Source organism: Neorhizobium sp. NCHU2750 (assembly GCF_003597675.1).
Classification (GTDB): Bacteria; Pseudomonadota; Alphaproteobacteria; order Rhizobiales; family Rhizobiaceae; genus Neorhizobium.
In genome coordinates, this window is record NZ_CP030827.1 from 890,454 (window position 1) to 916,003 (window position 25,550).

Here is a 25,550-nt window from a genome sequence, read left to right on the forward strand (position 1 = left end):
GGAAGCCGCTCAGTGAGCCTTACTCATCAAGGCAGCGTGTAGGAGACAGAGCGGCGATAGGACGCAAGGGGGCAAACGGACTTGGAATGGCCATTGATTTGACATTAGGGATGTCGACCGGCACAAGCAGGTTGCAAGTTATCAGGTTGTATGACAACGAGAAGAAGGGTGGGCAGAGTAATTTTACGTTGACGTAAACGTAATTTATTCTGCAGATTGGGCTGGGTATCTTCATGTCAGGTCAGCCGGTGTCGCATCCCGGCTCGACAACGATCTTGGCATTTGCCAAGTAGGAGGCTGACAAAAAAAGGGGATACCGCCAAGGCGGAGGCAGTTGAGCATGAGCGAAGAGATGGAACTTCCCGAACGGGAATCGATGGAATTCGACGTTGTAATCGTCGGCGCGGGTCCGGCCGGCCTGTCTGCGGCGATCCGGCTGAAACAGGTCAACCCGGATCTGACGGTGGTCGTGCTGGAAAAGGGCTCGGAAGTCGGCGCCCATATCCTGTCGGGCGCAGTGGTCGATCCGGTCGGCATCGATGCGCTTTTGCCCGACTGGCGCGAGGATGACAGCCATCCGTTCAAGACCGAGGTCACCGACGACCAGTTTCTCTTCCTGACCGGCTCGAGCGCCATCCGCCTGCCGAATATCGCCATGCCGCCGCTGATGAACAATCACGGCAAGTATATCGTCTCGCTCGGTAATGTCTGTCGCTGGCTGGCGGGCAAGGCGGAGGAGCTCGGCGTCGAGATCTATCCGGGCTTTGCCGCATCCGAAGTGCTTTATGACGAGGACGGCCGCGTCATCGGGGTGGCGACCGGCGACATGGGCATCGAGAAGAACGGCGAGCCCGGCCCGAATTATACCCGCGGCATGGCGCTTCTGGGCAAATATACGCTGATCGGCGAGGGCGTGCGCGGTTCGCTCGCCAAGCAGCTGATCGAAAGGTTCGCGCTGTCGAAGGACCGCGACGTCCAGAAGTTCGGCATCGGCATCAAGGAACTGTGGGAAGTAAAGCCCGAGAAGCACAAGCAGGGCCTCGTGCAGCATTCCTTCGGCTGGCCGCTCGACCTGAAGACCGGTGGCGGCTCCTTCCTCTATCACCTGGAAGACAATCTCGTCGCCGTCGGCTTCGTCCTGCATCTCAACTACAAGAACCCCTATCTCTTCCCCTTCGAGGAGTTCCAGCGGTTCAAGACCCATCCGGCCATCCGCGGCACGTTCGAGGGCGCCAAGCGCATCTCCTATGGTGCGCGCGCGATCACCGAGGGCGGCTACCAGTCGGTTCCCAAACTCTCCTTCCCCGGCGGGGCGCTGATCGGCTGTTCGGCGGGCTTCGTCAACGTGCCGCGCATCAAGGGATCGCACAATGCGGTCCTGTCGGGCATTCTGGCGGCCGACAAGCTTGCCGCAGCGATTGCCGATGGCCGTGCCAATGATGAGGTCGTCGAGATCGAGACCGCATGGCGCGACGGCCCGATCGGCAAAGACCTGAAGCTTGTGCGCAACGTCAAGCCGCTCTGGTCGAAGTTCGGCACCATCATCGGCATCTCGCTCGGCGGGCTCGACATGTGGACCAACCAGCTGTTCGGCTTCTCGCTGTTCGGCACGCTGAAGCATGGCAAGACCGATGCGGCCTCGCTCGAGCCGGCCTCGAAACACAGCAAGATCGACTATCCGAAGCCGGATGGCGTGTTGACCTTCGACCGCCTGTCGTCCGTCTTCCTCTCCAACACCAATCATGAGGAAGGCCAGCCGGTCCACCTGAAGGTGAAGGATATGGCGCTGCAGAAGCGTTCGGAACACGATATCTTCGCCGGCCCGTCGACCCGCTACTGTCCGGCCGGCGTCTATGAATGGCGCGAGCAGGATGGTGAGGAGACCTACGTCATCAACGCGCAGAACTGCGTCCACTGCAAGACCTGCGACATCAAGGACCCCAACCAGAACATCAATTGGGTTCCCCCGCAGGGCGGCGAGGGGCCTGTCTATCCCAATATGTGATGGAGAAGGCAGGGCCGCCGGGCGCCCTGGCAACAAGGCGGCTGCAACGGCCCTACCGATCTCGGGGAAAGGTCATCCGCGGCAAGGCCGGTCGCGGCCTATGGAAAAGCGTCGGAGCCATGCTCATATTTTGTTGCAGGCCTGCTCTCTTTCGTGTTGACAGAAAGAGAGATAGTTTGACGGCCGAAAGGCCAACGGAAACCTGCTGCTCCATGGATCTGGCTGCAATGTATATTCGGCACCTTTTCTCAACGCTCGCGGCGGCCCTGGCACCCTGGCGGCGCGTCGCGGGGCTCGCCCTTCTGCTTGCCTGCGTGGGCGCTCTCCAGGCGAACGCGGCTGCGGCCGCCGATTGCCGCGCCGATCCCCAGCCGGGCGTCAACTGGACGAGCTGCAAAAAGCGGCTGCTGATGCTTGACGACAGCAATCTTGAAGGCGCCGATCTTTCCGGTGCCGACTTCTCGATGACCGACCTCAGCCGCACGAACATCAAGAAAGCCAATTTCAACAAGACCATGCTGGTCCGCGCCTCGCTGGCCGACGCGAAGGCCGAAGGTGCGAATTTCGAGCGGACCGAAGGCTATCGCAGCAATCTTTCCGGTATTTCGGCGCCGGGTGCGAGCTTCGTCTCCTCGGAAATGCAGCGTGCCAACTTCTCCGATGCCGACCTTCAGAACGCCGATTTCACCAAGGCGGAATTGGGGCGGGCGATCTTCTACAAGGCCAAGCTCGCCAATGTTCACTTCGCCATGACCAACCTCTCGCGGGCGAATTTTCACAATGTGGCGATCACCGGCACGCTGGATTTCGCCAATGCCTTCCTGTTCCTGACAAGGATCGAGGGTGTCGACCTGTCGAATGCCACCGGCCTGAAGCAGGATCAGGTCGCGCTTGCCTGCGGTGACAACAGGACGAAACTGCCCCCGGATCTGCACACGCCCGAACAGTGGCCCTGCGACGACGACGATCCTTAGCGCAATCATGAGCAGCATGCGCCATGAAACACGCCCTGTTAGCGAATGATTAACCATAACGTCCTTAGCTTGCGTCATCTTTTCGACGCATCAGGGACACGATCATGCCGATTTCTCGCCGCTGCCTTCTGGCTGGCCTGCCGCTCCTTTTGGCCGGTTGCGCATCGACCTATAACGATCAGCAGAACTATGCCGCCGTGCCGGAGGAAGAGTTTCCGCTGCGCCAGGTACCGATCGACAAGATCAAGCCCGAACTGCGCCGCCAGCAGGTCGCCTATTCCGGCCCTTACGAGGCCGGCACCGTCGTCGTCGATACGCCAGCCCGGCGCGCCTATTACATTCTCGGCGGCGGACAGGCGATCCGCTACGGCGTCGGCGTCGGTCGCGAAGGCATGGCCTTTTCCGGGACGGCCTATGTCGCCCGCAAGGCGGAATGGCCGCGCTGGACGCCCACCCTCAACATGCAGCGCCGCGAGGAGCGTTATCGCAAGCTCGCAGGCGGCCTGCCGGGTGGCCCGAACAATCCGCTCGGCGCCCGCGCCATGTATCTGTATCGCGCCGGCGTCGACACGCATTTCCGCATCCACGGCACCAACCAGCCCGAATCGATCGGCCACGCCATGTCGAGCGGCTGCATCCGCATGATGAACCACGACGTCATCGACCTCTACAACCGCGTCGAGGTCGGCGCCAAGGTGGTCGTCATCCAGGCATAAGCCGACATATATCTTGACCTGAAGACGGCCCGTCATGTCCTCATGGCGGGCCTTTCGTCGTCCTGTCAGCGTGCCTTCCAGGCCACCACCATCAGTCCGCCGATGACGGTGATATGCTCCATTACCACATAGAATTCCAGCGTCCTGAACGGCTCCTCCATCGTCCAGAAATGATGCACGATCGGGATGGTCAGCACCGTGAATACGCCGAGTGCGCCGGCGCCGAGCCATGTCCAGCGATTGAGGATGACGAGAAGCGCACCGCCAAGCTGGGTGACGATCGTCGCGATATTGAAGGCGACGGCCGGTTCAAGTCCGAAATGCGCCATCTCCGCCACGCCGCCCTGAAAGTCGATGAGCTTGGAAAGCCCGCTCCCCCAGAAGCTGAAGGTCAACAGGATGCGTGCGAGATAGCCGAACCAGCTTGAACTGGTCAGTGCCTCGACCGGATTGCCGAAGGATGTCGTCTGTGATTGCGCCATGAGAGCCCCCTCCATGTGAAGGCGCAATCATAGCGCGAAATTTGACGTCTGATAAGCGGTAAGCGGTCGCGGATGCCATCCGCCGCCCGGCCTCAGAAGCCGGAGAGAACCAGCTTGCCGCGCGTCCGGCCGCCTTCGATCAGCGCATGCGCCTTCTTGAGGTTTTCCGCATTGATCGGCCCCAGCACGTCGGAAAGCGTGGTGCGGATCTTGCCCTGGTCGACCAGTTCGCTGACATGGTTCAACAGCTTGTACTGCTCGATCATGTCCGGCGTCTGGAAGACCGGCCGGACGAACATCGTCTCCCAATGGATCGACAGGGCCTTGCGCTTGAACTGGCGCACGTCGACCGGCTCCTTCGGGTCGTCGATCAGCCCGAGCCGCCCCTGCGGCGCGATGAGTTCGAGAATGTCGCCGATATGCTGCGAGGTCTCGGTGATCGAGAACACGAAACCCGGCGCACCGATCGCCATCTGCGCGATCTGCTTGGCCAGCGGCTGGGAGTGGTCGAGAACGTGATGGGCGCCGAGTTCGCGCATCCACTCCTGCGTCTCCGGCCGCGAGCCCGTGCCGATCACGGTCACGTCGGAGAGTTCGCGCAACAGCTGGATGGCGATCGACCCGACGCCGCCGGCGCCGCCGATCAGGAGAACCGCATTCCAGGCGCCCGACACCTTGTCCTGCACGCGCATCCGGTGAAACAGCGTCTCATAGGCGGTGATCGCCGTCAGCGGCAGCGCTGCGGCCTGTTCGAAGCTCAGTGTCGCGGGCTTCTTCCCGACGATCCGCTCGTCGACAAGATGGAATTCGGCATTGGTGCCCTGGCGGTTGATCGCCCCGGCATAGAACACCTCGTCGCCCGGCTTGTAGAGTTTCACATCCGGACCGACGGCCGTCACGATGCCGGCAGCGTCATAACCGAGAACCTTGTATTGCCCGGCCTCGAGGACGGCATTTTTGCGGGTCTTGGTATCGACCGGATTGACCGAGACCGCCTTGATCTCGACCAGCAGGTCGCGGCCCTTTGCCTCCGGCATGGGAAGATCGATATCGACAAGCGATGTCTCGGATGAAATCGGCTGGTTCTGGTTGAAGCCTACGGCACGCATCGCTCACCTCCACGGATATCGGCATTGATCGTGGATGATAGATGGCGCGAAGGAGAGGCCGATGCAAGCGCGACCCGGTCGCCCGCGGTACGCCCGTCTCTGCCTCGATCTCCCGCTCAGGCGTGGCCGAGCCGGCGTTCCACCTTGAGCGAGATCAGGAAGACGCAAAGTCCCAAGAGCGAGAGCAGTGCGCCGACATAACCGGTCGCGGCAAAGCCCCAGCCCCAGGAAATCACCAGCCCGCCGAGCCAGGCGCCCGAGGCATTGGCGATGTTGAACGCCGAGTGGTTGGAGGCGGCAGCCAGCGTCTGCGCTTCGGCCGCGACATCCATCAGCCGGGTCTGGATGGCCGGGCCGCCGGCAAAGCCGCAGCCGACCAGGAAGACGGTGCAATAGAGCAGGACGGGAATATGCGCGACCATGGCAAAAGCCAGCATGACGACGGTATAGAAGGCCATGGAGCCTGCGATCGTGCCCTTCAGCGACACGTCGGCAAGCCGCGAGCCGACGATATTGCCGACATTCATGCCGATGCCGAACAGCGCCAGCACGAAGGCCACCTGGGTGGCCGGCAGGCCGGCGGTTTCCGTCGTCGTCGAGGCGATATAGCTGAACACGCAGAACATGCCGCCGAAGCCGGTCGCCGAGACGGCAAGCGTCAGCCAGACCTGCGGCTTGGCAAAGGCGCCGAGTTCGCGGCGAATGCTGGCGCCTTCCTCGACCTTGTCCTTCGGCTTGAAATACCAGACCAGCGCCACCGTCAGGAGGCCGATGCCGCCGACCAGGAAGAAGGCCGCCCGCCAGGAAAGCAGCTGCCCCATGAAGGTTGCAAGCGGCGTGCCGACCAGCGTGGCGATCGTCAGGCCCAGCATGACGCGCCCGACGGCGCGCGCCCGCTTGTTGGGCGGCACCATCGAGGCGGCCACCAGCGAGGCGACACCGAAATAGGCGCCATGCGGCAGGCCGGTGATGAAGCGCAGCGCCGTGAAACTCCAGAAACCCGGTGCGATCGCCGACAGGATATTGCCGATGGCAAACAGGCCCATCAGCGAAAGCAGCAGCGTGCGCCGCGGCAGGCGGGCAGAAAGCACGGCGATGATCGGTGCGCCGACGACGACGCCGAGCGCATAGGCGCTGATCACATACCCGGCCATCGGGATGCTGACATCATAGGTCTTCGCCACATCGGGCAGCAGGCCCATGATGACGAATTCGCCCGTGCCGATGCCGAACCCGCCGACGGCGAGCGCCAATTCGATCAGGAGAATGGCAATCGGCGAAAGAGCCTGATGCCCGGCTTCTTGCCGCACGGCATCGACGGAAGGTGCACTGTCGGTCATGATATCGGTTCGTCAGAATTAACAGGGGGAGGGGGGCGCCGGCCTCCCGGATGGAACTTTCTGGCCTACACGCCGGCCACTGCCGTAAGGTTAGCATGCGATTGTGCGGTGCGGTAGAAGAAGATTGAATTCCGTCAATTTTTCATGGGATGATGCGTATCAGAAGATGAATCATTGATAGAGCCGTCCGGCGCAACCATTTCCTTCTGCATCCGTTTTCTTGCCGCTTTCCTCACCCTTTCAGAGCCGCCGATGAACCTTTATGCCGTATTCAACCGCGATGGCGGGACCTTCAGGACCACCGACATGGACGCCTATTGCGCCCATGCCTTGCGCGCTTTCGAAGCGGCCGGGCATGAGATCGAATGCCATGTCGTGTCCGGCAAGGATGTGGTCGAGACGATGGAAAAGGCGGCCGCGCAGTCTGGCATAGACGGTCTGATTGCCGGCGGCGGCGACGGCACGATTTCCGCGGCGTCCTCGATCGCCTGGAAGAGCGGCATCGCGCTCGGCATCGTGCCGGCCGGAACCATGAACCTGTTTGCCCGTTCGCTCAAAATCCCGCTCGACATCTGGCAGGCGCTGGATTTCCTCGCGACCGCCGATGTCCGCGATGTCGATATTGCCAGCGCCAACGGCAAGAGCTTCGTCCACCAGTTTTCAGCCGGCCTGCATGCCCGCATGGTGCGCTATCGCAATTCCATGCATTTTGCCTCCAGGCTCGGCAAGATCCGCGCCAGCACCCGCGCGGCGATCGGCGTCATGCTCAACCCGCCGGAATTCGAGGTGGAGTTCAATGCCGGCGGCAAGACCGGTCGCCGCAAGGTCTCGGCGATCTCCGTCTCCAACAACGAATTCGGCCGGGACGCGCTGATGTATGCCGATGACGTCACCGGTGGTCATCTCGGCTTCTACATCGCCGATCCGTTGAAGCCGGCCGGCGTCGCTAAGCTCACCTTCGATATCCTGCGCGGCCGGTTGAAGGAAAACGAGGCGGTCACTGCCATGACGGTGACCGAGCTGGAACTGCATTTCCCGCGCCCGCGCAAGGATGTCCGCTGCGTCATCGACGGCGAATTGCTGCCGATGGACCGCGATATCCTGTTGAAGATCCATGCCGGTGAACTGAAAGTGCTCGCCAACCTGCCGCAACACAGCCACACGGCCGAACAGCACGGCAGCGGCATCTGATCGACCCCGCGAAAGATCGGCCGCCGGGCTCTCGGTCAGGCAGATGCGACCGGTACCAGCGGCACGACGGTGGCCGCAGCCGCGTCGTCATGCAGGCCGTCGCCACGCGAGCGCACCGTGACGGCATTGGAGGCAAATTCAAGCCCCGCTGCCTTGCAGGCGGCGATCAGCCGCTTGATCGCCTCGCGCTTGATCAGGCTCGGATTACCGGGCACCGAGGTGAACTTGAAGCGAACGATGATCGAGTTCTCGGTAATGTCCTGAATACCCTGCATCTTCAGGGGCACAAGGAAATCCCCGCCGAATTCCGGATCGTCCAGCATGGCGATGCCGATCTTCTTCGCCGTCTTGCGGATGAGTTCCAGATCCGAGTCTCGCTCGAACTTGAGCTGGAACTTGGTCGTGCCCCAGTCGCGGCTGTAATTGCTGACCGAACTGATCTGGCCGAAGGGGATGGTGTGGATCGGCCCGTTATGGTGACGCAGGCGCACCGAGCGGATGGCGATCTGCTCCACCGTGCCCTGCTGACTGCCGGTGCTGATATATTCGCCGATGCGGAATGCGTCCTCGGCGATGAAGAAGATCCCCGAGACGATATCCTTGACCAGAGCTTGTGAGCCGAAGGAAAGCGCCAGGCCGAGAACGCCGAAACCGGCAAGCAGCGGCGCCACGTTGACGCCGAGCGCGCTCAATATGACGAGAGCCCCGACCGCCAGAACCGCGCCGAGCGCGAGGTTGCGCACTACCGGCATGGCCGTCGAAAGGCGGCTCGTCTGCAGCTTTTCGTTCTGGTCGTCCTTGCCCGGCAGCATGATGGCGGGTGAGGGGGCGATCGCCTCCGAATAGTGCCAGATGAAGCTCGCCACCACCCAGCAGCCGACGACGGCAAAGCTCAGCCGCTCCAGCCAGAAGGCCCAGTCGGCGGCGATCGACGTGTCGCCACCCATGAACGGCGACCAGATCGAGGCGATGAGATGCAGGCCCCCGACCCATACCGCGCCGGCACAGAGAACCCGCAGGCTGGAAAGCAGAGACGTGGCAAACCCGGCGCCATTGGTATGCTGGTGATGCCGTGCGATATCGTCGACCAGCGCATGCGCCCCGAGTGCCAGGATGGGTAGCGCCAGCAGTGCCATCTGCGTCGATCCGGCGGCAAAAACCCAGCGCGCGCTGTTCGGCGTGCCGGTGAACAGCACGCAGATCAGCCACAGTGCCAGCGCCGTCACGACATAGAATTCCGGCAGCAGATTGCCGGCCACGCGCCGGACGAGCCCGGCGCTGCCGCTGATGAAGGCGGCGCGGATATCGTGGCGACCACCGATGAACCAGAAGAATTTCAGCACCGTCAGCACGGTATTGCCGGCGAGCAGCCATCCGTCGACAATCAGCCGGTCGACGCCGAGGCCGCCGGCGAGCCGCGCCATTTCGGCCATTGCGGCACCGATCACCCCGTAGCTGACAAGCATGCGGAAATGCCATTGCGGCCGGCGGATCGGCACCAGGCTGCGGCCCTCGGCATTCTCCTTGAACAGCAGCCTTGCGAACGAAACGTAGAGCAGCGCGACCACGACCGCCGTCATCGCGCTATTGGCAACCCTGGCTGTCGTCTCCCCAGATGATCCGATCAGATAGACCGCCAGCCGGGCCAGCCCGAGAAACAGCGCGATCGATAACAGATCACCGATCAGCCGTCGGACGCTGAGCCAGACGACGGTGGAAAACCGCAAGGACACGACATGCGCGCGGGCGAACAGTTGGCCGGCGAAGTACCGCACCAGAAGCGTCAGCACGGCCGCGAAACCGACCGTCAGCAGCGCCATGGAAAGAGCCTGCCCGTAGCCGCTGCCTTCCGCCACCAGATGGTCGTCGGCCATGTCCATCGCCGAAGGCATGGCCTGGACCCCGGCAAATGCGGTCGCAACCCCTCTCTGGAAGGCTGCGGAAAACTGGTTCCACTTCGCCATCCCCATGTCGGCCGCCATCATCTCGGGCGTCGGCGTCATCGGAGCAGGGGCGGATGTGGCTGGTGCGGAGGCCGGTGCCGGAGTGGAGGCGGATGCCGCTGTCGGGCCGGTGGCGCTTGCCGCAGCGGAGGCTGCTGGCTGAACTTGTGCCGATGGTTGCACCTGCAGCTGCACGGCCGTTACTTGGCTCGCGCCATCGGCAACCGGCTGGACCACGGCGGCGGGAGCGGCTGTTGTGGCCGTGCCGTCTCCCACCTGGATTGCCACGGGGCGGCCGCTTCTGGTGGCGAAATCGAGAACCTGCTGCACATCGGTAGCACTTTGTCCGGGCCGCACGATGATCGTCAGCGGCGTGTCCTGAGCCATCGCGGAGAAGCCGCCGATCATCGTCATGGAAATCGCCGCAAAAGCTGCGCGCAGGAATGTGGAAGTCATCTTCATGGCCATTGTCCCAAACGCAGCGCCACACACCGGGCTGCGCTCCGGGTATGACAAGCCGTCCCGCAATCTATAGCAGCACTATGCCGTCTGTCGAATGGTTCGATAGAGGCCGGGGCAAGGATCGCCCGGAGCGAGCAATCACAGCGAGGCGACCGACTGGTTGCGGCCGCGCGACTTGGCTTCATAGAGATGTTCGTCCGCACCCCTCAGGCAAGCCTCCGGATCGAAGCCCGGCCGGCAGTGAAGTGCCCCTATACTGGCGGAAAGCGGTATTCTGGCGCCCGCTTCGGAGCGAAGGTCTATCGCCTCGATTGCCAGGCGAACCTCCTCGCAGTGACTTGCCAGCTCCTTCGCCGTCACCCCGGTCTTGAACAGCGCGAATTCCTCGCCGCCGAGGCGCCCGGAAAGGTCGAACTGCCCGGCATCGAGAGCGAGAACGGCGCCTGTCCGGCGCAAGGCCTCGTCGCCGGTTGCATGGCCGTGGCGGTCGTTGATCGACTTGAAATGATCAAGATCGAGGAACATCAGCCCACCCGTCACACCGTTGCGGCTGAGCGCTGCCAGTTCATCGAGAAAGGCCGCGCGATTGAAGAGCCCGGTCAGCCCGTCGCGGCGTGAAATCTGCCGCAGCTCCTCATAGGCGGCGGCGAGCTTTTCGAGTGCTTGCGCGGTTTCCGCTCTCGCGCGTTTCAGCCGATCTGCCTGCCAGAGCTGCAGCATGGAGGCGGGTATGGAAATGACAAGCGGGCAGACGATCGTCATGATCAGTCCGGCTCCGGCGACCTGTCCACCTAGATGAGGGACAATCGCAAAGGAAAGCGCAAGTGAGGCAATGACCGACATGATCCCGATCATCACGGATTTCGCCACAATATTGCGCATCGCCGCCTCGAAAGAAATTAAATATCGAGACGTAACTAGAAGGCCTAATTTTAATATAGGCTGAACAAATATCCTAAAGATATGTCCAGAATCTCTGCATTTCCCGATTCGGAATCGGATAATTTACTTTTATTTCGTTTTCTAATATTGAGATTGCCGTCGAATTGTGCGCGAACCGGCGACCATCATATCCTCGGTAGATAGGTCTGGTAGTCGAAGTCGCTCACCGTGCGCAGATAGGTGATCGCTTCCTTGCGCTTGGTATCGCCATAGAGTTTCTGGTAGCGCTCGCCGAACACGTCGCGGATGAAGGGCGAGACGGAGAAATCTTCGACGGCGGTGAGGAAATCATGCGTCAGCCGCTTGGTACCCGCCGGCGGCTCCTGGCCGGGCTCGGTCGCAAGGCCCGGATCGAGCGTCTCTTCTAGTCCGGTCAGCATGCCGCCGAGGATTGCAGTGAGCAGCAGATACGGATTGGCATCCGCGCCCGCGACCCGGTGTTCGACGCGCGCCGCCGGCCCCGATGCATCGGGAATACGCACCGCCGTACCGCGATGGCCGAAACCCCAGTCGATATCGACCGGTGCAAACGATCCCGGCTGGAAACGCCGGTAGGAATTGGCAAACGGCGCAAAGATCAGCTGCGCGTCGCGCATCGTCTTCAGCATCCCGGCCGTGACGGACTTGAGTTTCACCGGATCGCCGCCCTTGGCATCGAGAATGTTGCGGCCATCGCGGTCGATGATACTGGCATGCACATGCAGGCCAGACCCCGCCTGGTCGCCATAGGGCTTTGCCATGCAGGTGGATTTCAGCCCATGCCGGCGCGCCGCTTGTTCGGCGATCCGCTTGAGGTAGATGCAGTCGTCGGCGGCGGCCAGCGCATCGGCCCGGTGCAAGAGATTGATCTCGAACTGGCCGGGGCCGAATTCCGCCGTCGTCGCATCGGCGGGGATATCCTGCAGCTTGGCCCATGAGCGCACGGTCTGCAGATAGTCGTCGAGCGCATCGACGGCGCCCATGTCATAGAGCTGGAACCCGTTCGGCTGGTCACGATACATCAGCCTGGCCGGCGGGTGAGGGCGGCCGGTCTCGCGCCAGTCGTCCTGCATCACGTAGAATTCGAGCTCGGTGGCCACGACCGGCGTCAGCCCGAGCGCGTCGAAACGCTTGAGGAGGCTAGCGAGGATCGCGCGGGGATCCATGAAACTCGGCGTGCCGTCCATCTCGTGCATCGTCGCCAGAACCTGGGTCGAGCCTTCCGGCCCCCAGGGCATGGGAGCGGCGCTGCGCTTGTCCGGAATGCATTGTCCATCTGGATCGCCGACCGACAGTGAAAGCCCGGTAATGTCGTCATTGTCGTCGCCCCAGATATCGAGCGACTGGGTGGAGGAGGGCAGTCGAACGACGCCGTCCCAAACCTTCTTCTCCTTTGAGATCGGAATGCGTTTGCCGCGCAGGTCCCCGTTCATGCCGACGAGCAGGATTTCGATATGGGGCTCAATGCGATCGGTCATGAAGCATCATCTCTGAGGTTGCGGAACCTCGTTCGTAGCCGATAAGAATTGCAGGCACAATCTTCAGGGGAGAGACGCGATGAACGACAAGCCTGCCAATTTCAATCCTGGCATGACAAATCTTCAGGCCATCGATGCCGCCCACCACATCCACCCCTTTTCCGACATGAAGGAACTGAACGCCAAGGGCACCCGCGTCATAGAGCGTGCCGAGGGCCGGCATATCTTCGATTCGACCGGCAGGAAATATCTCGATGCCTTTGCCGGCCTCTGGTGCGTCAATGTCGGCTATGGCCGCACGTCGATCGCCGAGGCGGCCTACAGGCAGATGCAGGAACTGCCCTATTACAACACCTTCTTCGGCACCACGACACAGCCGGCAACGCTGCTCGCCCAGAAGATCGCGTCGAAGACCGGTGGCAGAATGAACCACGTCTTCTTCACCAATTCCGGATCGGAGGCGACCGACACCTGGTTCCGCATCGCCCGCGTCTACTGGAAGGCACTCGGCAAGCCGGAAAAGACGCAGGTCATCGCCCGTAAGAACGCCTATCACGGCTCCACCGTCGCCGGCGCCTCGCTCGGCGGCATGAAGCACATGCACGAACAGGGCAACCTGCCGATCGAAGGCGTCCACCATATCGGCCAGCCCTACTGGTATGCCGATGGCGGCGACCTGACACCCGCCGAATTCGGCCTGAAAATGGCGCGCGAACTCGACGCCAAGATCGATGAACTCGGCGAGGACCGCGTCGCCGCCTTCGTCGCCGAGCCGATCCAGGGAGCAGGCGGCGTCATCATCCCGCCCGATACCTACTGGCCGGAAATAGCCCGCATCGCCAAGGCCCGCAACATCTTGCTGATCTCCGACGAAGTCATCTGCGGCTTCGGCCGTCTCGGCTCATGGTTCGGCTATCAGCATTTCGGCGTCGAGCCGGATCTCGCACCGATTGCAAAAGGCCTGTCCTCCGGCTACCTGCCGATCGGAGGCGTCCTGATCTCCGACCGTGTGGCCGAGGTGATGATTTCCGAGTTCGGCGATTTCGCCCATGGCTATACCTATTCCGGCCATCCGGTGGCCGCCGCTGCCGCGCTCGAAAATCTCCGCATCATCGAGGAGGAGGGCCTCGTCGAGCGGGTGCGCGACGATATCGGCCCCTATTTCGCGCAGGCCTGGAAAAGCCTCGAGGATCACGCGGTCGTCGGCCAGGCGGAAAGCATCGGCCTGATGGGCGGCTTGCAGCTAAGCGTCGATAAAGCCACCCGCCGCCGCTACGCGAAGCCGGACGATATCGGGACCAAGGTGCGCAATCACTGCATCGAGAATGGCCTGATCATGCGCGCCACCGCCGACCGCATGCTGGCGTCACCGGCGCTGACGATTACGCGGTCCGAGGTCGACGAGATGATCGAAACGCTGCGCAAAGGCCTCGATCACCTGCGCGACACGGTCAAGGAGTGAGGTAACGCCTCACTTCCTGAGGTCGACCACCGCATAGGCGAAGCGATACTGGTCCATCGGCCGGCCCCATTGATAGGGATAGCCGACGATGGCGGTATCGCGTTGGGTTGCATCAATCCGCTGCTCGCGAAGATAGTCGCCGAACTCGTCCTGGAAGCTTGCGGGCATGCCGCCATCCTTACGGCGCCAGACGAAGACGATCCGGTCATATCCGTCGATCGGGCGCTCCGTCATGGTCACCGGCGGTGGCGTCATCGCCACCGGCAGGTCTGGCCGGTTGAAGAGGATATTGCCGGCCAGCTGGCCGTCGCTGGCGACGATCAGCGTATGCGCACTCTCGGCCTTGTCGGCCACGGTCTTCGTCAGAGCTGCGAAGGGAATGTTGACATAGCCGTAATCGCCCTTGATCCAGCCCATGCTGGCGCGCACGCTAAGCGCGATAGGCACGATGATCATGATCACGATCGCCACGCCCCAGAGGCGCTTGAGACCAGCCCCGGTAGGGATCTTCGCGGCATCGATCTTCAGCGCCAGATAGAGCGGCACCGCAAGCAGGATCGGCGTCAGCCAGCGGTCGCGGACATTCTCGAACCCGGCAAACAGGATCATCAGCACGATCAGCGCGACGGACAGGAGAAGCGTGCGGCCGATGAGCCTTGTCCATCTGTTGTTGGCCTTGATCACGGTCGTCAGATGCTCGCGATAGACGAGCCCAAAGACGATTATCGTCAGGCCGAGAAAGCTCAAGAGCCCGATCGCCAGCGAGCTCAGGCCTTCGCCGATGGCGACGATCACGCCCGCATCGTCGGTGGAGAGCTTTTTCAGCGTATGGTCGCTGGCAGCCTGGAAATTGCCGAGAAGCCAGTAGGCATGCGGCGCAACGACGACGAAGGCGAGAAGCGCTGCGGGTAACAAGCGCCAGGACAACATCGTGCGGCGCATGTCGCGGTCCATCAGCACGGCAAGCCCGGCCGCCACCGGTACCACTGCGAAATTATACTTGGTGATGCCGCCGATGCCGGTCGCGATGCCGAACAGCAGGAAGGCGAAAAGCGATGGCGCCGAAATCACCTTCAAGAGCGCATAGAGGAACAGCGATGCGCCGAAGATGGCGGCGACGGTGTGGGAGAGGTCGCGCTGCGCCTCGAACGACACCTGCGGCAAAGTGAGAAGCCCGAGAGCCGCGATAACGGCGAGCCGCTTGTCCTCGACCACCTGCCGCGCGGCGAGATAGTTGAACAGATAGGAGACGAACAGCATCAGGCCCTTGAGCCCGGCAAGCGTGCCGAGCGACATGCCGAATATGGCAAGCGCGCCGTGCTGCAGCCAGTTGTAGAACGGCGGCTGAGAGCCGTAGCCGGCCAGGAACCATTGCGACAGATAGACCTGTTCTGCCTCGTCCAGTTCCAGACCATGCGGCAGGATCAGCCGCACCGCGACATTGACGAGGAAGTAGACGGCCAGCACCGCAAGCAGCACCCGCCCGTCCCCGAGCCGCTCGCCGATGGTCTGCGTTGAAGTGCTGCGCGTGGCAGAAAGTGTCTTTGGCACGGGTGTCTCCGCAAATGACCCTTAAGGGTGCGTGATCCAGGCGTAGTGGAACCGTTCGGTGTCGCGCCCACGCGAATAAGGGTAGGGGACATCCATGGCTTTGGCATCCAGAGTGGTCGGGTCGATCCCCCGGCCGCGCAGCAACTCGGAAATCTGCTCGGGAACCGTGTTGTTGTCCTTGCCGGTCCAGACCGCGAGACCGGGGTGCTGCGGCATGATGAAGGCTGCCGATGCAGCGATCGAAGGCTGTGCCACCGGCACGTCCGGCGCTGCCAGTCGTGCGCTGCCGGCAAGGATCATCGAATCGGAGACGATATAGGCCGGTCGCCCGGCAGGTCCGGCTTCCGCCAGTACCGCCCGCACGAATGGCACGGTCGGCAGGCTGTCCTTCTGGTAGTGGCCGAGAAGCGGCGCGAAAATATTGCCGGCTGCCAGATAGAGGAGAAAGCCGAAGGCGAGCACCGATGCCGGAAGCGCAAGGATAGCAGCGCCATGCGGGCGGCGGTAAAAGCCGCCATTCGCCTCGATCTTCAGGCAAAGATAGAGCGGCAGAAGAAGAAGGAAGGGCGACAGCCATTTCTGGCTGATTGTCGTTGCTCCCATGCCGAACGAGATCAACCCGACGATGACGAGGCAGAGCAGGAACATGCGCCCCGTCACCCGCGTCCACACCGTCGAGACCTTCCATGCGGCAAGAACCTCGCGGCCGAAGGCAATCATCAGGAAGAGGACCACAGGAAAACCGCCCTTGATGGCAGCGCCGATCAGCGTCACGAACCCATCCAGCCGGTCGGTGAGGAAATGCCCGGTCGCATCGTCGCGCATTTCGTTGACGGTTCCGGCCGTCGCATCATGGAGATTGCCGAGGAACCACAGCGCATGTGGCAGGCAGATGGCGGCCGCGATCACGATCGTGGCGATCAGCCGCTTGTCGAAGAGCCGGCGCCGCAGCTCGGCCTCCGGCAGGATGGCGATTAGCGCCGCGATCGGAACGACGACGAAATTGTATTTGGAGATCGTGCCGATGCCGATCGCCACACCCGTCAGCGCATAGCGCCAGAATGCGGGGTGTCTCAAGGCACCGAGGAAGGCATAGAGGAACAGCGACACGCAGAAGAGCAGCGCGACCGCGTGGCTGAGGTCGCGTTGCGAGAGCACGGTGACGGCCGGCAGCGACAGGACGCCCAGGATCGCTGCGGCAAATACATCCCTGCGCTCGCTGAGCTGGCGAGCGGCCAGCCCGAAGAACAGGCAGCAGAGAAACAGCAGGCTGTTCTTCAGCACCGTCAGCGCGAAGATCGATGGGCCGACGAGATGCATGACCCCGTATTGCAGCCAGTTGTAGAAGGGTGGCTGGCGGCCATAGCCAAGCATCAGGAACTGCGACAGCACCACCTGTTCCGACTCGTCCGCCTGCAGTCCTTCGGTACGCAGCACGCGCAGCACCATCGCGGCCAGGCAATAGGCCGCGACCAGCCAGAGAACCCGCTCCGGCTTCAGCGTGAGGGCATCACGCAGCCGGCGCATCGGTCTGGTAGACTTCTCGGACGATGTAGCTTGAGGCTGAATCCTCGCGATAATATGTGCGGGCGATCATCTCGGCGAGGATGCCGGTGGTGATCATCTGCACCGCCGACAAAAACAGCATGACGCCGATCAGGAACAGCGGTCGCGTGCCGATATCGTTGCCCATGATGAACTTGTCGATGAACAGGTAGAACAGGATCAGCGCCGAGAGCGCGCCCAGCCCAAGCCCGAGCGAGCCGAAGAAATGCCCCGGCCGCGCCTTGAAGCGCATGAAGAACATCACCGAAAGCAGGTCGAGGATCACCCGGAATGTGCGGGAAATGCCGTATTTGGAAACGCCGTGCTGGCGCGCATGGTGCGTCACCGGCATTTCGCCGATCCTGGAGCTCGGCACGACGCCGGCCACCCAGGCCGGGATGAAGCGGTGCATCTCGCCCATCAGCTTGACCTGCTTGATGACCGCCGAGCGATAGATCTTCAGCGAGCAGCCATAGTCATGCAGCCGCACGCCGGTAATGCGGCCGATCAGCCGGTTGGCGATGAAGGAGGGAACCTTGCGCAGCAACAGCCCGTCCTGGCGGTTCTTGCGCCAGCCGACCAGAAGGTCGAGTTCGCGGCGCTCCAGTTCCGCCACCATGGTCGGAATATCCTTGGGGTCGTTCTGCAGGTCGCCGTCGAGTGTTGCGATCAGCCGGCCCTCGGCCTGGTTGATGCCGGCCTGCATGGCGGCCGTCTGGCCGAAATTGCGCTGCAGTGCGACGATCTTTAGATCGAGGCCAGGGCGTGTCAGCGACATGCGGGCATTGGTAATCGTCGCATCCGTGCTGCCGTCATCGACCAGGATCAGTTCCCATGTCTTCCCGTAGGCGGCCATCGAAGAACAGATCCGCTCGATCAGCGGCCCCACACTTTCCTCTTCGTTGAAAAGCGGCACCACCAGCGACAGTTCGACCGCATTGGGCGTCTCGACGAGGCGGCTTGCCGACTCTGCTGTTGTACGCACCTTGTGTTTCTCCTAGAAGCGGGGTCCGCAGACGTGGCCCTTGGGGGCGCTCCTGTCATTGCATCGACCCGAAAATCCTGTTGGGGCTCCTGATATATGAAGAATTATCCCGTTGCCAGCCGCAAAGCTTGGGTAATTCGCAACGCGATGACGCTGCTGACATTGGCGATCGTCGTCCTCTACGCCCTTTTCATCCAGTGGGTCTGGGGTTGGGGCAGCGTGCTGGCGCTGTGGGAGGAAGCCGGGCTCGGCTCGGCAATCATCGCACTTCTAGCGCTTCTCGGCACTTACGTCCTGCGCACCTGGCGCATCTACGATTATTTTCCGCGTGAAACCGGCGGCCATTTCGGCACGCTCCTTCGCCTCGTTCAGGTCCATAATCTCCTCAACATCATGCTGCCATTCCGGTCCGGCGAGGCGAGTTTTCCACTGTTGATGAAGCGGGAATTCGATCTGCCGCTGGCACGCGGCACCGCAGCGCTCTTCGTCATGCGGCTTTTCGACCTGCATGCGCTTCTCGCCGCGGCCGGCATCGGCCTTGTCCTCGATACCGGCGGGCCGGGAAACAACCGCGTCGGTGCCGTCTGGGCATGGGCACTCTGGGCCGCCTTCCTCATTCTCCCGGCAGCAGGCTTTGCCCTTCGCGGCACCGGGCTTCGGCTCGCGAGGAAAGTCATGCCGACCAAGGCGGAAAAGCTGCTGGCCGAGGTCGAAGCCGGCCTGCCGGTCGATGCAAACGCCTTCATGCGCGCCTGGGGCGCAACGCTCGTCAACTGGTTCACCAAGATCGCGGTACTCGCCTGGGTTCTCTGCCTGCTCGGCGGCCTGCCGGTGGGGGCCGGTTTCGGCGGTGCGCTTGGCGGTGAACTCTCCTCCGTCCTGCCGGTCCATGCGCCGGCCGGTGTCGGCACCTATCCCGCCGGCATCAGCGCCGGCGCCATCGCCTTTGGTGCTGCGGCAAGCGGCGACGCCTTCGCCGCCCTCGGCCGCGCCGCCGTCAACACCCACCTCCTCGTCATCGTCTCCTCGATGATAGGCACGGCGCTCTCGCTGTTTGCCACGCGGGGCAGGGGGTAGCGGGGTCAGACAAGGCGCAGGCCGAGATGCTCGGCCATGGGCAGATAGTCCTTGTCCTTCTGCAATAGACTGTAACCGTGTTCTATACAGAATGTGCCGATGATGAGGTCAGGCGTCTTGCTGACCGTCTTGCCATGCTCTCGTAATACCCGGTAATTGCGGGCCGCCAGAATGGCCAGCTCAGGCGAGAGCATTGGAGCGACGTTGTATCTTGCTAGTGTCCTGCGGATATTAGCGGCGTTTCGATCGTTGCGTGCGCCGCGGAGAATCTCAAGCAACACGATATCTCCGAGGATTATCTCGTCATAGTCTTCTATTTCGTCGAGCTTGCGAGTTTCTGGCGTATCGAAATTATGCAGTCTGGAAATCCAGACGGAGCTATCGACCACGATCATTCAGCGGCATCTTGGCGATCCGGCAACAACGGTGCCTCGGGATCGATGTCTCGGCGCATCTCGTCCAGATCACCTTCCCAACCCATTCCACGCAACTCCTCCCAGGCTTTCTTGCGCCCTAGGTGGCGAACGAAATGCTGAAGGGCAGCCTCGATGACTGCTTTCTTCGTCTTGAGGCCGGTCATTTCCAAGGCCTCGTTCAACAGCGTGTCGTCTATCTCGATATTGGTACGCATGTCGGCCTCATTTGTGTTGGACGCTGCAATGATGGACTAAATGCGAGTAAGTCCGGTCACTGTTCGCCACGCTCACGCATCAACTCCTCTGAGGGTGTGTGTGCCCGGCCTGCAGTCAACGCTCGGAATTCGGCTGCCAGTGTGTCGAACGACGGCGCTTTGCCATGCTGTTCGTCCCACCCGATACCTTCCAGCTTGTCGATCGCGCGTAACTGCTTCTTGATACGCACGAAATCTCGCAAGGCCTGATCGACGGCAGCCTTCTTGGTCGGCAAGCCACCAAGCTCCATGGCCTCGGCGATCAGATCGTCGTCCAATTCTATATTGGTACGCATGTCGGCCTCGTGGTGTATGGATTGGCAAAATCATACACCACGACCGGCAGGCCTACAATGTCACTGGAACGCCGTCTCGTAGAAGCTGCGCAGCTTGCGCGAATGCAGCGTCTCGATCGGCATGGCGGCAAGCTTCTGCACGGCGCGGATGCCGATCTGCAGGTGCTGGCTGACCTGGGTGCGGTAGAACGCGGTCGCCATGCCCGGCAATTTCAGTTCTCCATGCAGCGGCCGGTCGGAAACGCAGAGCAGCGTGCCATAGGGCACGCGGAAGCGAAAACCGTTGGCGGCGATGGTTGCCGATTCCATGTCGAGCGCCACCGCCCGCGATTGAGAAAGCCGCTTCACCGGGCCTGCCTGGTCGCGCAGTTCCCAGTTGCGGTTGTCGATGGTCGCGACGGTGCCCGTGCGCATGATCCGCTTCAGCTCGAAACCTTCATAGCCGGTGACTTCCTCGACGGCGCTTTCCAGCGCCTGCTGCACTTCGGCAAGGGCCGGGATAGGCACCCAGACCGGCAGGTCGTCATCCAGCACATGGTCCTCGCGCACATAGGCATGGGCCAGCACATAGTCGCCGAGCCGCTGGCTGTTGCGCAGCCCGGCGCAATGGCCGACCATCAGCCAGGCATGCGGACGCAGCACGGCAATATGGTCGGTGATCGTCTTGGCGTTGGACGGGCCGACGCCGATATTGACGAGCGTGATGCCCGACTGATCATCCTTCTTCAGGTGATAGGCGGGCATTTGCGGCATGCGGCTGATCGGCGTCGTTTCCGGCTTGTCGCGCCCGGCCAGCGTCACGACATTGCCCGGCTCGACAAAGGCGGAATAGCCGTCGCCGCCTTCCGCCATCAGCTTGCGGGCCCAGGCGGCAAATTCGTCGATATAGAACTGGTAATTGGTGAACAGCACGAAGTTCTGGAAATGCTCTGCCCCTGTCGCCGTGTAATGGCTGAGGCGGGCGAGCGAATAATCGATACGCTGCGCGGTAAACGGCGCAAGCGGCGCCGGCTCGCCCGGCAGCGCCTCATATTCGCCATTGGCGATCAGGTCGTCCGTGTTGTTGAGATCCGGCGTGTCGAACAGGTCGCGCATCGGAATGTCCGCCATCGCATTGCTGACCGAGGCCTCCACATGCGCACCTTCGCCAAAGGCGAAATGCAGCGGGATCGGCGTTGTCGATTCCGACACGGTCACCGGAATGCTGTGGTTGCGCATCAGGAGGTCGAGCTGCTCGATCAAGTAGTGACGGAACAGGCCCGGCCGGGTGACCGTCGTCGTGTAGACGCCCGGTGCCGCGACATGGCCGTAGGAAAGCCGCGTATCGGCATGGCCGAAGGACGTCGTCTCGATCGACACCTGCGGATAGAAGGCGCGGTAGCGGCCGGCGACCGCAGCACCTCTGGCGAGCCCGCCAAAACTGTCGATCAGGAATTTGGTGTTTCGCTCGTAAAGTTCCGTCAGCGCGTCGACGGCAGCCTCGGCATTGTCGAACACCTGCGGTTCGACCGGGCTCGGGCTGATGAAGGAAATGGGCGAAAGGGAAGAGATTCGTGTATTCATGAGCTATTATAGAGAGAACTCAATGACAATCAAACGGCGAACCTTCGATCTTTTCACCCAACCTTGAACGGACCCCATGGTCTCGCCTCAGAGTGAGGCCACGCAGTCGCCATTCGACTGATAGATGCACAGGCTGCCGGAGCTGATATCGATACCGATCGGACGCCTGGTCGGATGGATGGCCATCGCCGCGAACGAGATGGCGAAGATCACCATCATCAGCGTGATGATCGTCAGGCGGCGTGCAATGGTCGGCATGATCTCGTCCTCCAGCTTCGAACCAGGCATGTTCGAATGGAGGCAGAATAGTGGCGCTCACCTGTATGAAGGCTGAGAGCCACCTTCATCCGCCGTTCATGGTCGTTAACGCCCCGGCCGGCATCCTCCCCCGCCAGAAGGGAGCCGACCGAAGTCGGCGGCTCCCGTCACAACTCAGAGCCGCGTCCAGGTCTGCGACTTGCACAACACCTTCAACACGCATCCTTTCATCTTCAGCGCATTTCCTGTGACGGCACCCGATCCCGCATAGGTCTTGTCGTTTTCGGGATCGGTGATCTCGCCGGAATAGCTGTCGCCGCTGCCGGAAAGCTTGCCGATCTGCTTGCCCGCATGCTTACCCGTCTTCAGCGTCACGCAGAAGGCCGGTCCGCATTTGCCGATCTCGGCCGTCGCGCCGCTTTCCGTCTTCCAGTTGCCTTCGATCGGCTCGGCCGCCAAGCTGGTGCCGGCGAGCATCACCAAGGCCGCAGTTGCCGCCAGGATCCTTGGTGTCATTGTATTCCGCATGAAATGTCCTCCTCGGATGGTTTCGATGGCTTCGCAACTGCCCTCCCGCAGCCTGTGCCGGGCATTAAGCTAGATTACCTGCACGTAAAGGTAAAGTTGGATCATTGCCGAATGTCCAGATCCGTCATGTCCAGATGCGAAGGCTTCGGCGGCATTTTCCATCAATGCCCGCAACAACAAGCGAAAGACATGCTGAACAAATGGTTTAGGCGAAAATCCTAACGTTTCGTCAACAGAAGGCCGAAACCCTTAACAGGCAGGCGATGTGGTGCTTAACGAAAACTCAAATTTACGAAGCATTTGAACTTTGTTTTCCGCAAGTTAAGCATTCTTTTTAGTCGGATTTTGGAACCTTGGGATCATATTGGTCTCGTCAAACGAGCGGGAAAAACCGCCACCCCCGAAGGATTAACAAAGCCGCATAAGACGGTGGTCCGGAGGGGATTGATGAACAGGGTAGAAGAAGAAACCAGGTCTTAAACAGGGATCAAAACCGATGGCACGCTTTGAAATTTCGTCGACTGAAATGGCCACCATGGGTGGCGATGCCCGCGCAGAAGTGTTCTGCGACATGGGTCTGATGTATGCAACGGGCCGCGGGGTCGAGGTCGACCTCGTTGCCGCCCACAAATGGCTGAACATTGCCGCCATTAAGGGCTCTGACCGCGCCGCCGAGCTGCGTGCCGATCTCGCCCACCAGCTGAGCAAGATGCAGCTTGCGGAAGCGCTGCGCGCTGCCCGTGAATGGATGACCGTGCACTGAGCGCGGCCATCACCAGACAAAACAAGAGATAACGATATGCGGACGAAGGCTTGAGGCTTTTCGTCCGGCCATTGAACCGCGACCGGCAGGGATAATGCCGGCGCGGTTTTCTCTCGTTATCCGAGCGACTTCAGCACCTGCGGAAGTGCCTGTTCCAGAAGTTCCATGTCGGCTTCCTGGCCGGCGCTGATGCGCACACAGCGATTGAGGGGTTCAACGCCCGGCATGCGGATGAACACGCCATGGGTCAGAAGTCCGTCGACGATCGCCCTTGCATAGGCCGCGTCACGGCCGCAGTCGATGGCGACGAAATTAGTGGCCGATGGCAGCGCCTTGAGCCCGTTGGCGGCGGCGATCGCTCCGATGCGCTCGCGCGATGCCTTGATCCTGCCGACCACCTCGTCGAGATAGGCCTGGTCCTTCAGCGCGGCGATTGCGCCGGCAACGGCGATCCGGTTCATGCCGAAATGGTTGCGGATCTTGTCGAAGGCTTTCGCCGTGCCTTCGGTGGTGATCGCATAGCCGACACGCGCTCCGGCCATGCCATAGGCCTTGGAGAAGGTGCGCGTGCGGATCACGTTCGGCAGGTCGATCAGGGCCTCGATCGGCGGGAAGGCGCTGGCGGGACCCGTTTCGCAATAGGCTTCGTCGAGCACCAGCAGCGTCGTTTCCGGCAGCGCCTTTGCGAACGCCACGACGTCGTCGGCCTCCCACCAGCTGCCCATCGGGTTGTCCGGATTGGCGAAATAGACGAGCGGTGCATTTTCCCGTTTGACGGTGTCGAGCAATCCGTTCAGGTCTTCGCGGTCGTTGACGTAAGGTGTGGTGACCAGCCTGCCGCCAAAGCCGGCGACATGGAAATTGAAGGTCGGATAGCCGCCGAAGGAATTGACCACCGGCATGGGTGTCGAAGCCGCCGGATCGATCACCAGCCGCACGATCTGGCCGAGCAGGCTGTCGACGCCTTCGCCGATCGCAAGATTGTCAGGGCGACATTTCAGATGCGCGGCAAGGGCGGCCTTGAGCTCGAAATTCTCCGGGTCGGCATATTTCCAGATCCCTGCAGCCTCGTCCTTCATCGAGGCGATAACCGACGGTGCCGGACCGAACCCGTTCTCGTTGGCACCGATGCGCGCCTTGACGGCAGCGCCGCTTTTACGCTCCAGCGCCTCGGGCCCGACGAAAGGCACGGTTGCAGGAAGAGAGTTGACGAGCGGGGTGAAGCGGGAAAATGCGGGCATGGCATGAAAAGTCCGGTTGAAAGCCGGCACACAATAGAAAGGTTTGCAGTCAGCGCAAGCCTGTCGATTTCCTTCGATGACCAACTATGGCAACGGTTTTCCAACATTGCGGCCCATTGCCGTAATTGCGGCACCCGAAGGTTGCCGACATGATATATGCAACTTTAGTGATTAAATACTCTGGCCGTCAATCTGTGGCGCGCATTCTTCGGCGATGAGCAAGTTTCCCCTCATCGTGATTGCCGCCTCGGCCGCAAGCTTCCTGGCCGGCGGCGGCCATTCGCTTCTCCCCGGTCTTGGTGAGAGCCTTGAGGCGCAGCTCAGCCCTGCCTGTGACATCAAGGGGAATATTGCGATCGACAGTGGCGAGAAGATCTATCACGTCCCCGGCCAATTCTATTATCAGCAAACCCGAATCAGCCCCGAATATGGCGAACGCTGGTTCTGTTCGGAGGAGGACGCGCGCGCTGCCGGGTGGCGCCGGTCAAAGCGTTAGCGCGACGAAGGTTCTATCGGCCAAGGCTGCGGGTGCGCGGGTCTTACTGGCTGGTTTCGAAACCCAGCCGCAGCACATGGTGCAGGAATTCCGGATCGATCAGCATGTTGAACCCGACCGTGACCTTTTCTTCTTCGCGCAGCATCACCGTGCAGCCGATCTCGTCGCGGATGCCGAGAATGGCGAGAAAGAAATGCGACGGGACGGCAATATTCGGGCTGACCTCGAGTTCGGCGCCCTGCAGCGAGATGGTGCGGATCAGGCAGCGGATATTCGTCTTCGTGCTCAGGTGATGTTCGACGAGCACGATCTTGGCCGGACGGTCGACGGCAAATTTCTCGAAAACGCGACGCAGGCCGGGCTTGTCGTGGTTCTCTCCGCCATCCGTCATCGGTGCCATCGCATACTCCCTGCCGCATCGGGCAGATATGATTGTGTGCCTGCCTTTCCGCTGCAGTCTAGAGTTGATTGGTAAATTTTTCGCGCTCCATAGT

25 protein-coding genes are annotated in these 25,550 nt (G+C 61.6%); 8 read left to right on the forward strand and 17 right to left on the reverse strand.

Annotation, left to right across the window (positions count from 1 at the left end):
- Positions 1-340 precede the first annotated feature (340 nt).
- The 3 genes from NCHU2750_RS04415 to NCHU2750_RS04425 all read left to right on the forward strand — a co-directional run bounded on the left by NCHU2750_RS04415 (position 341) and on the right by NCHU2750_RS04425 (position 3,695).
- Positions 341-2,005, forward strand: a complete 1,665-nt coding sequence (locus NCHU2750_RS04415) for an electron transfer flavoprotein-ubiquinone oxidoreductase (RefSeq protein ID WP_119939356.1) — start codon at positions 341-343, stop codon at positions 2,003-2,005.
- Between the two features lie 227 nt (positions 2,006-2,232).
- On the forward strand, positions 2,233-2,979 hold the full coding sequence (locus tag NCHU2750_RS04420; protein WP_119942925.1) for a pentapeptide repeat-containing protein: 747 nt from the start codon (positions 2,233-2,235) through the stop codon (positions 2,977-2,979).
- A 104-nt stretch (positions 2,980-3,083) separates the two neighbouring features.
- Positions 3,084-3,695: a L,D-transpeptidase gene (locus tag NCHU2750_RS04425; protein ID WP_119939357.1), complete on the forward strand. Its 612-nt coding sequence runs from the start codon at positions 3,084-3,086 to the stop codon at positions 3,693-3,695.
- Positions 3,696-3,760: 65 nt separating this feature from the next.
- On the opposite strand, the gene NCHU2750_RS04430 is transcribed toward NCHU2750_RS04425, so the two are convergent.
- The 3 genes from NCHU2750_RS04430 to NCHU2750_RS04440 all read right to left on the reverse strand — a co-directional run bounded on the left by NCHU2750_RS04430 (position 3,761) and on the right by NCHU2750_RS04440 (position 6,626).
- Complete coding sequence (locus NCHU2750_RS04430; protein WP_119939358.1) at positions 3,761-4,177, reverse strand: DoxX family protein; 417 nt, start codon at positions 4,175-4,177, stop codon at positions 3,761-3,763.
- A gap of 92 nt (positions 4,178-4,269) precedes the next feature.
- Positions 4,270-5,286 carry a zinc-binding alcohol dehydrogenase family protein gene (locus NCHU2750_RS04435; protein ID WP_119939359.1) on the reverse strand — a complete coding sequence of 339 codons (1,017 nt, stop codon included), beginning with the start codon at positions 5,284-5,286 and terminating at the stop codon, positions 4,270-4,272.
- Between the two features lie 116 nt (positions 5,287-5,402).
- Complete coding sequence (locus NCHU2750_RS04440; RefSeq protein WP_119939360.1) at positions 5,403-6,626, reverse strand: MFS transporter; 1,224 nt, start codon at positions 6,624-6,626, stop codon at positions 5,403-5,405.
- A gap of 252 nt (positions 6,627-6,878) precedes the next feature.
- On the opposite strand from NCHU2750_RS04440, the gene NCHU2750_RS04445 reads away from it, so the two are divergent.
- Positions 6,879-7,817: a diacylglycerol/lipid kinase family protein gene (locus NCHU2750_RS04445; RefSeq protein WP_119942927.1), complete on the forward strand. Its 939-nt coding sequence runs from the start codon at positions 6,879-6,881 to the stop codon at positions 7,815-7,817.
- A 35-nt stretch (positions 7,818-7,852) separates the two neighbouring features.
- On the opposite strand, the gene NCHU2750_RS04450 is transcribed toward NCHU2750_RS04445, so the two are convergent.
- The 3 genes from NCHU2750_RS04450 to NCHU2750_RS04460 form a co-directional block, all read right to left on the reverse strand.
- A complete protein-coding gene (locus NCHU2750_RS04450; RefSeq protein WP_162939488.1) occupies positions 7,853-10,222 on the reverse strand; it encodes a mechanosensitive ion channel family protein in 2,370 nt (789 codons plus the stop codon).
- Positions 10,223-10,360: 138 nt separating this feature from the next.
- Positions 10,361-11,104, reverse strand: a complete 744-nt coding sequence (locus tag NCHU2750_RS04455) for a GGDEF domain-containing protein (protein ID WP_119939362.1) — start codon at positions 11,102-11,104, stop codon at positions 10,361-10,363.
- A gap of 185 nt (positions 11,105-11,289) precedes the next feature.
- Positions 11,290-12,621 (reverse strand): glutamine synthetase family protein, encoded by a 1,332-nt coding sequence (locus tag NCHU2750_RS04460; RefSeq protein WP_119939363.1) that lies wholly within the window; start codon positions 12,619-12,621, stop codon positions 11,290-11,292.
- A 79-nt stretch (positions 12,622-12,700) separates the two neighbouring features.
- Between NCHU2750_RS04460 and NCHU2750_RS04465 the strand changes: the two genes are divergently transcribed.
- The gene (locus tag NCHU2750_RS04465; protein ID WP_119939364.1) at positions 12,701-14,083 is read left to right on the forward strand and encodes an aspartate aminotransferase family protein; all 1,383 of its coding nucleotides are present in this window, start codon (positions 12,701-12,703) and stop codon (positions 14,081-14,083) included.
- Between the two features lie 9 nt (positions 14,084-14,092).
- On the opposite strand, the gene NCHU2750_RS04470 is transcribed toward NCHU2750_RS04465, so the two are convergent.
- From NCHU2750_RS04470 to NCHU2750_RS04480, 3 genes are read right to left on the reverse strand one after another with little or no spacing between them, the layout of a single operon-like run.
- A complete protein-coding gene (locus NCHU2750_RS04470; protein WP_119939365.1) occupies positions 14,093-15,634 on the reverse strand; it encodes an ArnT family glycosyltransferase in 1,542 nt (513 codons plus the stop codon).
- Positions 15,635-15,655: 21 nt separating this feature from the next.
- Complete coding sequence (locus NCHU2750_RS04475; RefSeq protein WP_119939366.1) at positions 15,656-17,161, reverse strand: ArnT family glycosyltransferase; 1,506 nt, start codon at positions 17,159-17,161, stop codon at positions 15,656-15,658.
- Entirely contained in the window at positions 17,145-18,164 is a 1,020-nt protein-coding gene (locus NCHU2750_RS04480) for a glycosyltransferase family 2 protein (protein WP_119939367.1), read from the reverse strand. Before NCHU2750_RS04480 ends, NCHU2750_RS04475 begins: the two co-directional genes overlap by 17 nt.
- A gap of 96 nt (positions 18,165-18,260) precedes the next feature.
- On the opposite strand from NCHU2750_RS04480, the gene NCHU2750_RS04485 reads away from it, so the two are divergent.
- On the forward strand, positions 18,261-19,241 hold the full coding sequence (locus tag NCHU2750_RS04485; protein WP_119939368.1) for a lysylphosphatidylglycerol synthase domain-containing protein: 981 nt from the start codon (positions 18,261-18,263) through the stop codon (positions 19,239-19,241).
- 5 nt (positions 19,242-19,246) lie between these two features.
- Here NCHU2750_RS04485 and vapC read toward each other — a convergent pair whose 3' ends face one another.
- From vapC to NCHU2750_RS04515, 6 genes are all read right to left on the reverse strand, one after another.
- A complete protein-coding gene (gene vapC, locus NCHU2750_RS04490) occupies positions 19,247-19,636 on the reverse strand; it encodes a type II toxin-antitoxin system VapC family toxin (protein ID WP_119939369.1) in 390 nt (129 codons plus the stop codon).
- On the reverse strand, positions 19,633-19,872 hold the full coding sequence (locus NCHU2750_RS04495) for a type II toxin-antitoxin system VapB family antitoxin (protein ID WP_119939370.1): 240 nt from the start codon (positions 19,870-19,872) through the stop codon (positions 19,633-19,635). Before NCHU2750_RS04495 ends, vapC begins: the two co-directional genes overlap by 4 nt.
- 56 nt (positions 19,873-19,928) lie before the next feature.
- The gene (locus NCHU2750_RS30900) at positions 19,929-20,207 is read right to left on the reverse strand and encodes a type II toxin-antitoxin system VapB family antitoxin (RefSeq protein ID WP_119939371.1); all 279 of its coding nucleotides are present in this window, start codon (positions 20,205-20,207) and stop codon (positions 19,929-19,931) included.
- A 60-nt stretch (positions 20,208-20,267) separates the two neighbouring features.
- Positions 20,268-21,770, reverse strand: a complete 1,503-nt coding sequence (amn, locus tag NCHU2750_RS04505; protein WP_119939372.1) for an AMP nucleosidase — start codon at positions 21,768-21,770, stop codon at positions 20,268-20,270.
- 87 nt (positions 21,771-21,857) lie between these two features.
- Positions 21,858-22,028, reverse strand: coding sequence for a hypothetical protein (locus NCHU2750_RS04510; protein ID WP_162939489.1), 171 nt, complete (start codon positions 22,026-22,028; stop codon positions 21,858-21,860).
- Positions 22,029-22,202: 174 nt separating this feature from the next.
- Complete coding sequence (locus NCHU2750_RS04515; RefSeq protein ID WP_119942929.1) at positions 22,203-22,544, reverse strand: DUF2147 domain-containing protein; 342 nt, start codon at positions 22,542-22,544, stop codon at positions 22,203-22,205.
- A gap of 508 nt (positions 22,545-23,052) precedes the next feature.
- Here NCHU2750_RS04515 and NCHU2750_RS04520 point away from each other — a divergent pair.
- On the forward strand, positions 23,053-23,319 hold the full coding sequence (locus tag NCHU2750_RS04520; RefSeq protein WP_119939374.1) for an SEL1-like repeat protein: 267 nt from the start codon (positions 23,053-23,055) through the stop codon (positions 23,317-23,319).
- Between the two features lie 116 nt (positions 23,320-23,435).
- Here NCHU2750_RS04520 and NCHU2750_RS04525 read toward each other — a convergent pair whose 3' ends face one another.
- The gene (locus NCHU2750_RS04525) at positions 23,436-24,560 is read right to left on the reverse strand and encodes a pyridoxal phosphate-dependent aminotransferase (protein WP_119942931.1); all 1,125 of its coding nucleotides are present in this window, start codon (positions 24,558-24,560) and stop codon (positions 23,436-23,438) included.
- Positions 24,561-24,774: 214 nt separating this feature from the next.
- On the opposite strand from NCHU2750_RS04525, the gene NCHU2750_RS04530 reads away from it, so the two are divergent.
- The gene (locus NCHU2750_RS04530) at positions 24,775-25,056 is read left to right on the forward strand and encodes a sunset domain-containing protein (protein ID WP_119939375.1); all 282 of its coding nucleotides are present in this window, start codon (positions 24,775-24,777) and stop codon (positions 25,054-25,056) included.
- A gap of 43 nt (positions 25,057-25,099) precedes the next feature.
- On the opposite strand, the gene NCHU2750_RS04535 is transcribed toward NCHU2750_RS04530, so the two are convergent.
- Complete coding sequence (locus tag NCHU2750_RS04535; RefSeq protein WP_119942933.1) at positions 25,100-25,447, reverse strand: hypothetical protein; 348 nt, start codon at positions 25,445-25,447, stop codon at positions 25,100-25,102.
- Positions 25,448-25,550: the final 103 nt, after the last annotated feature.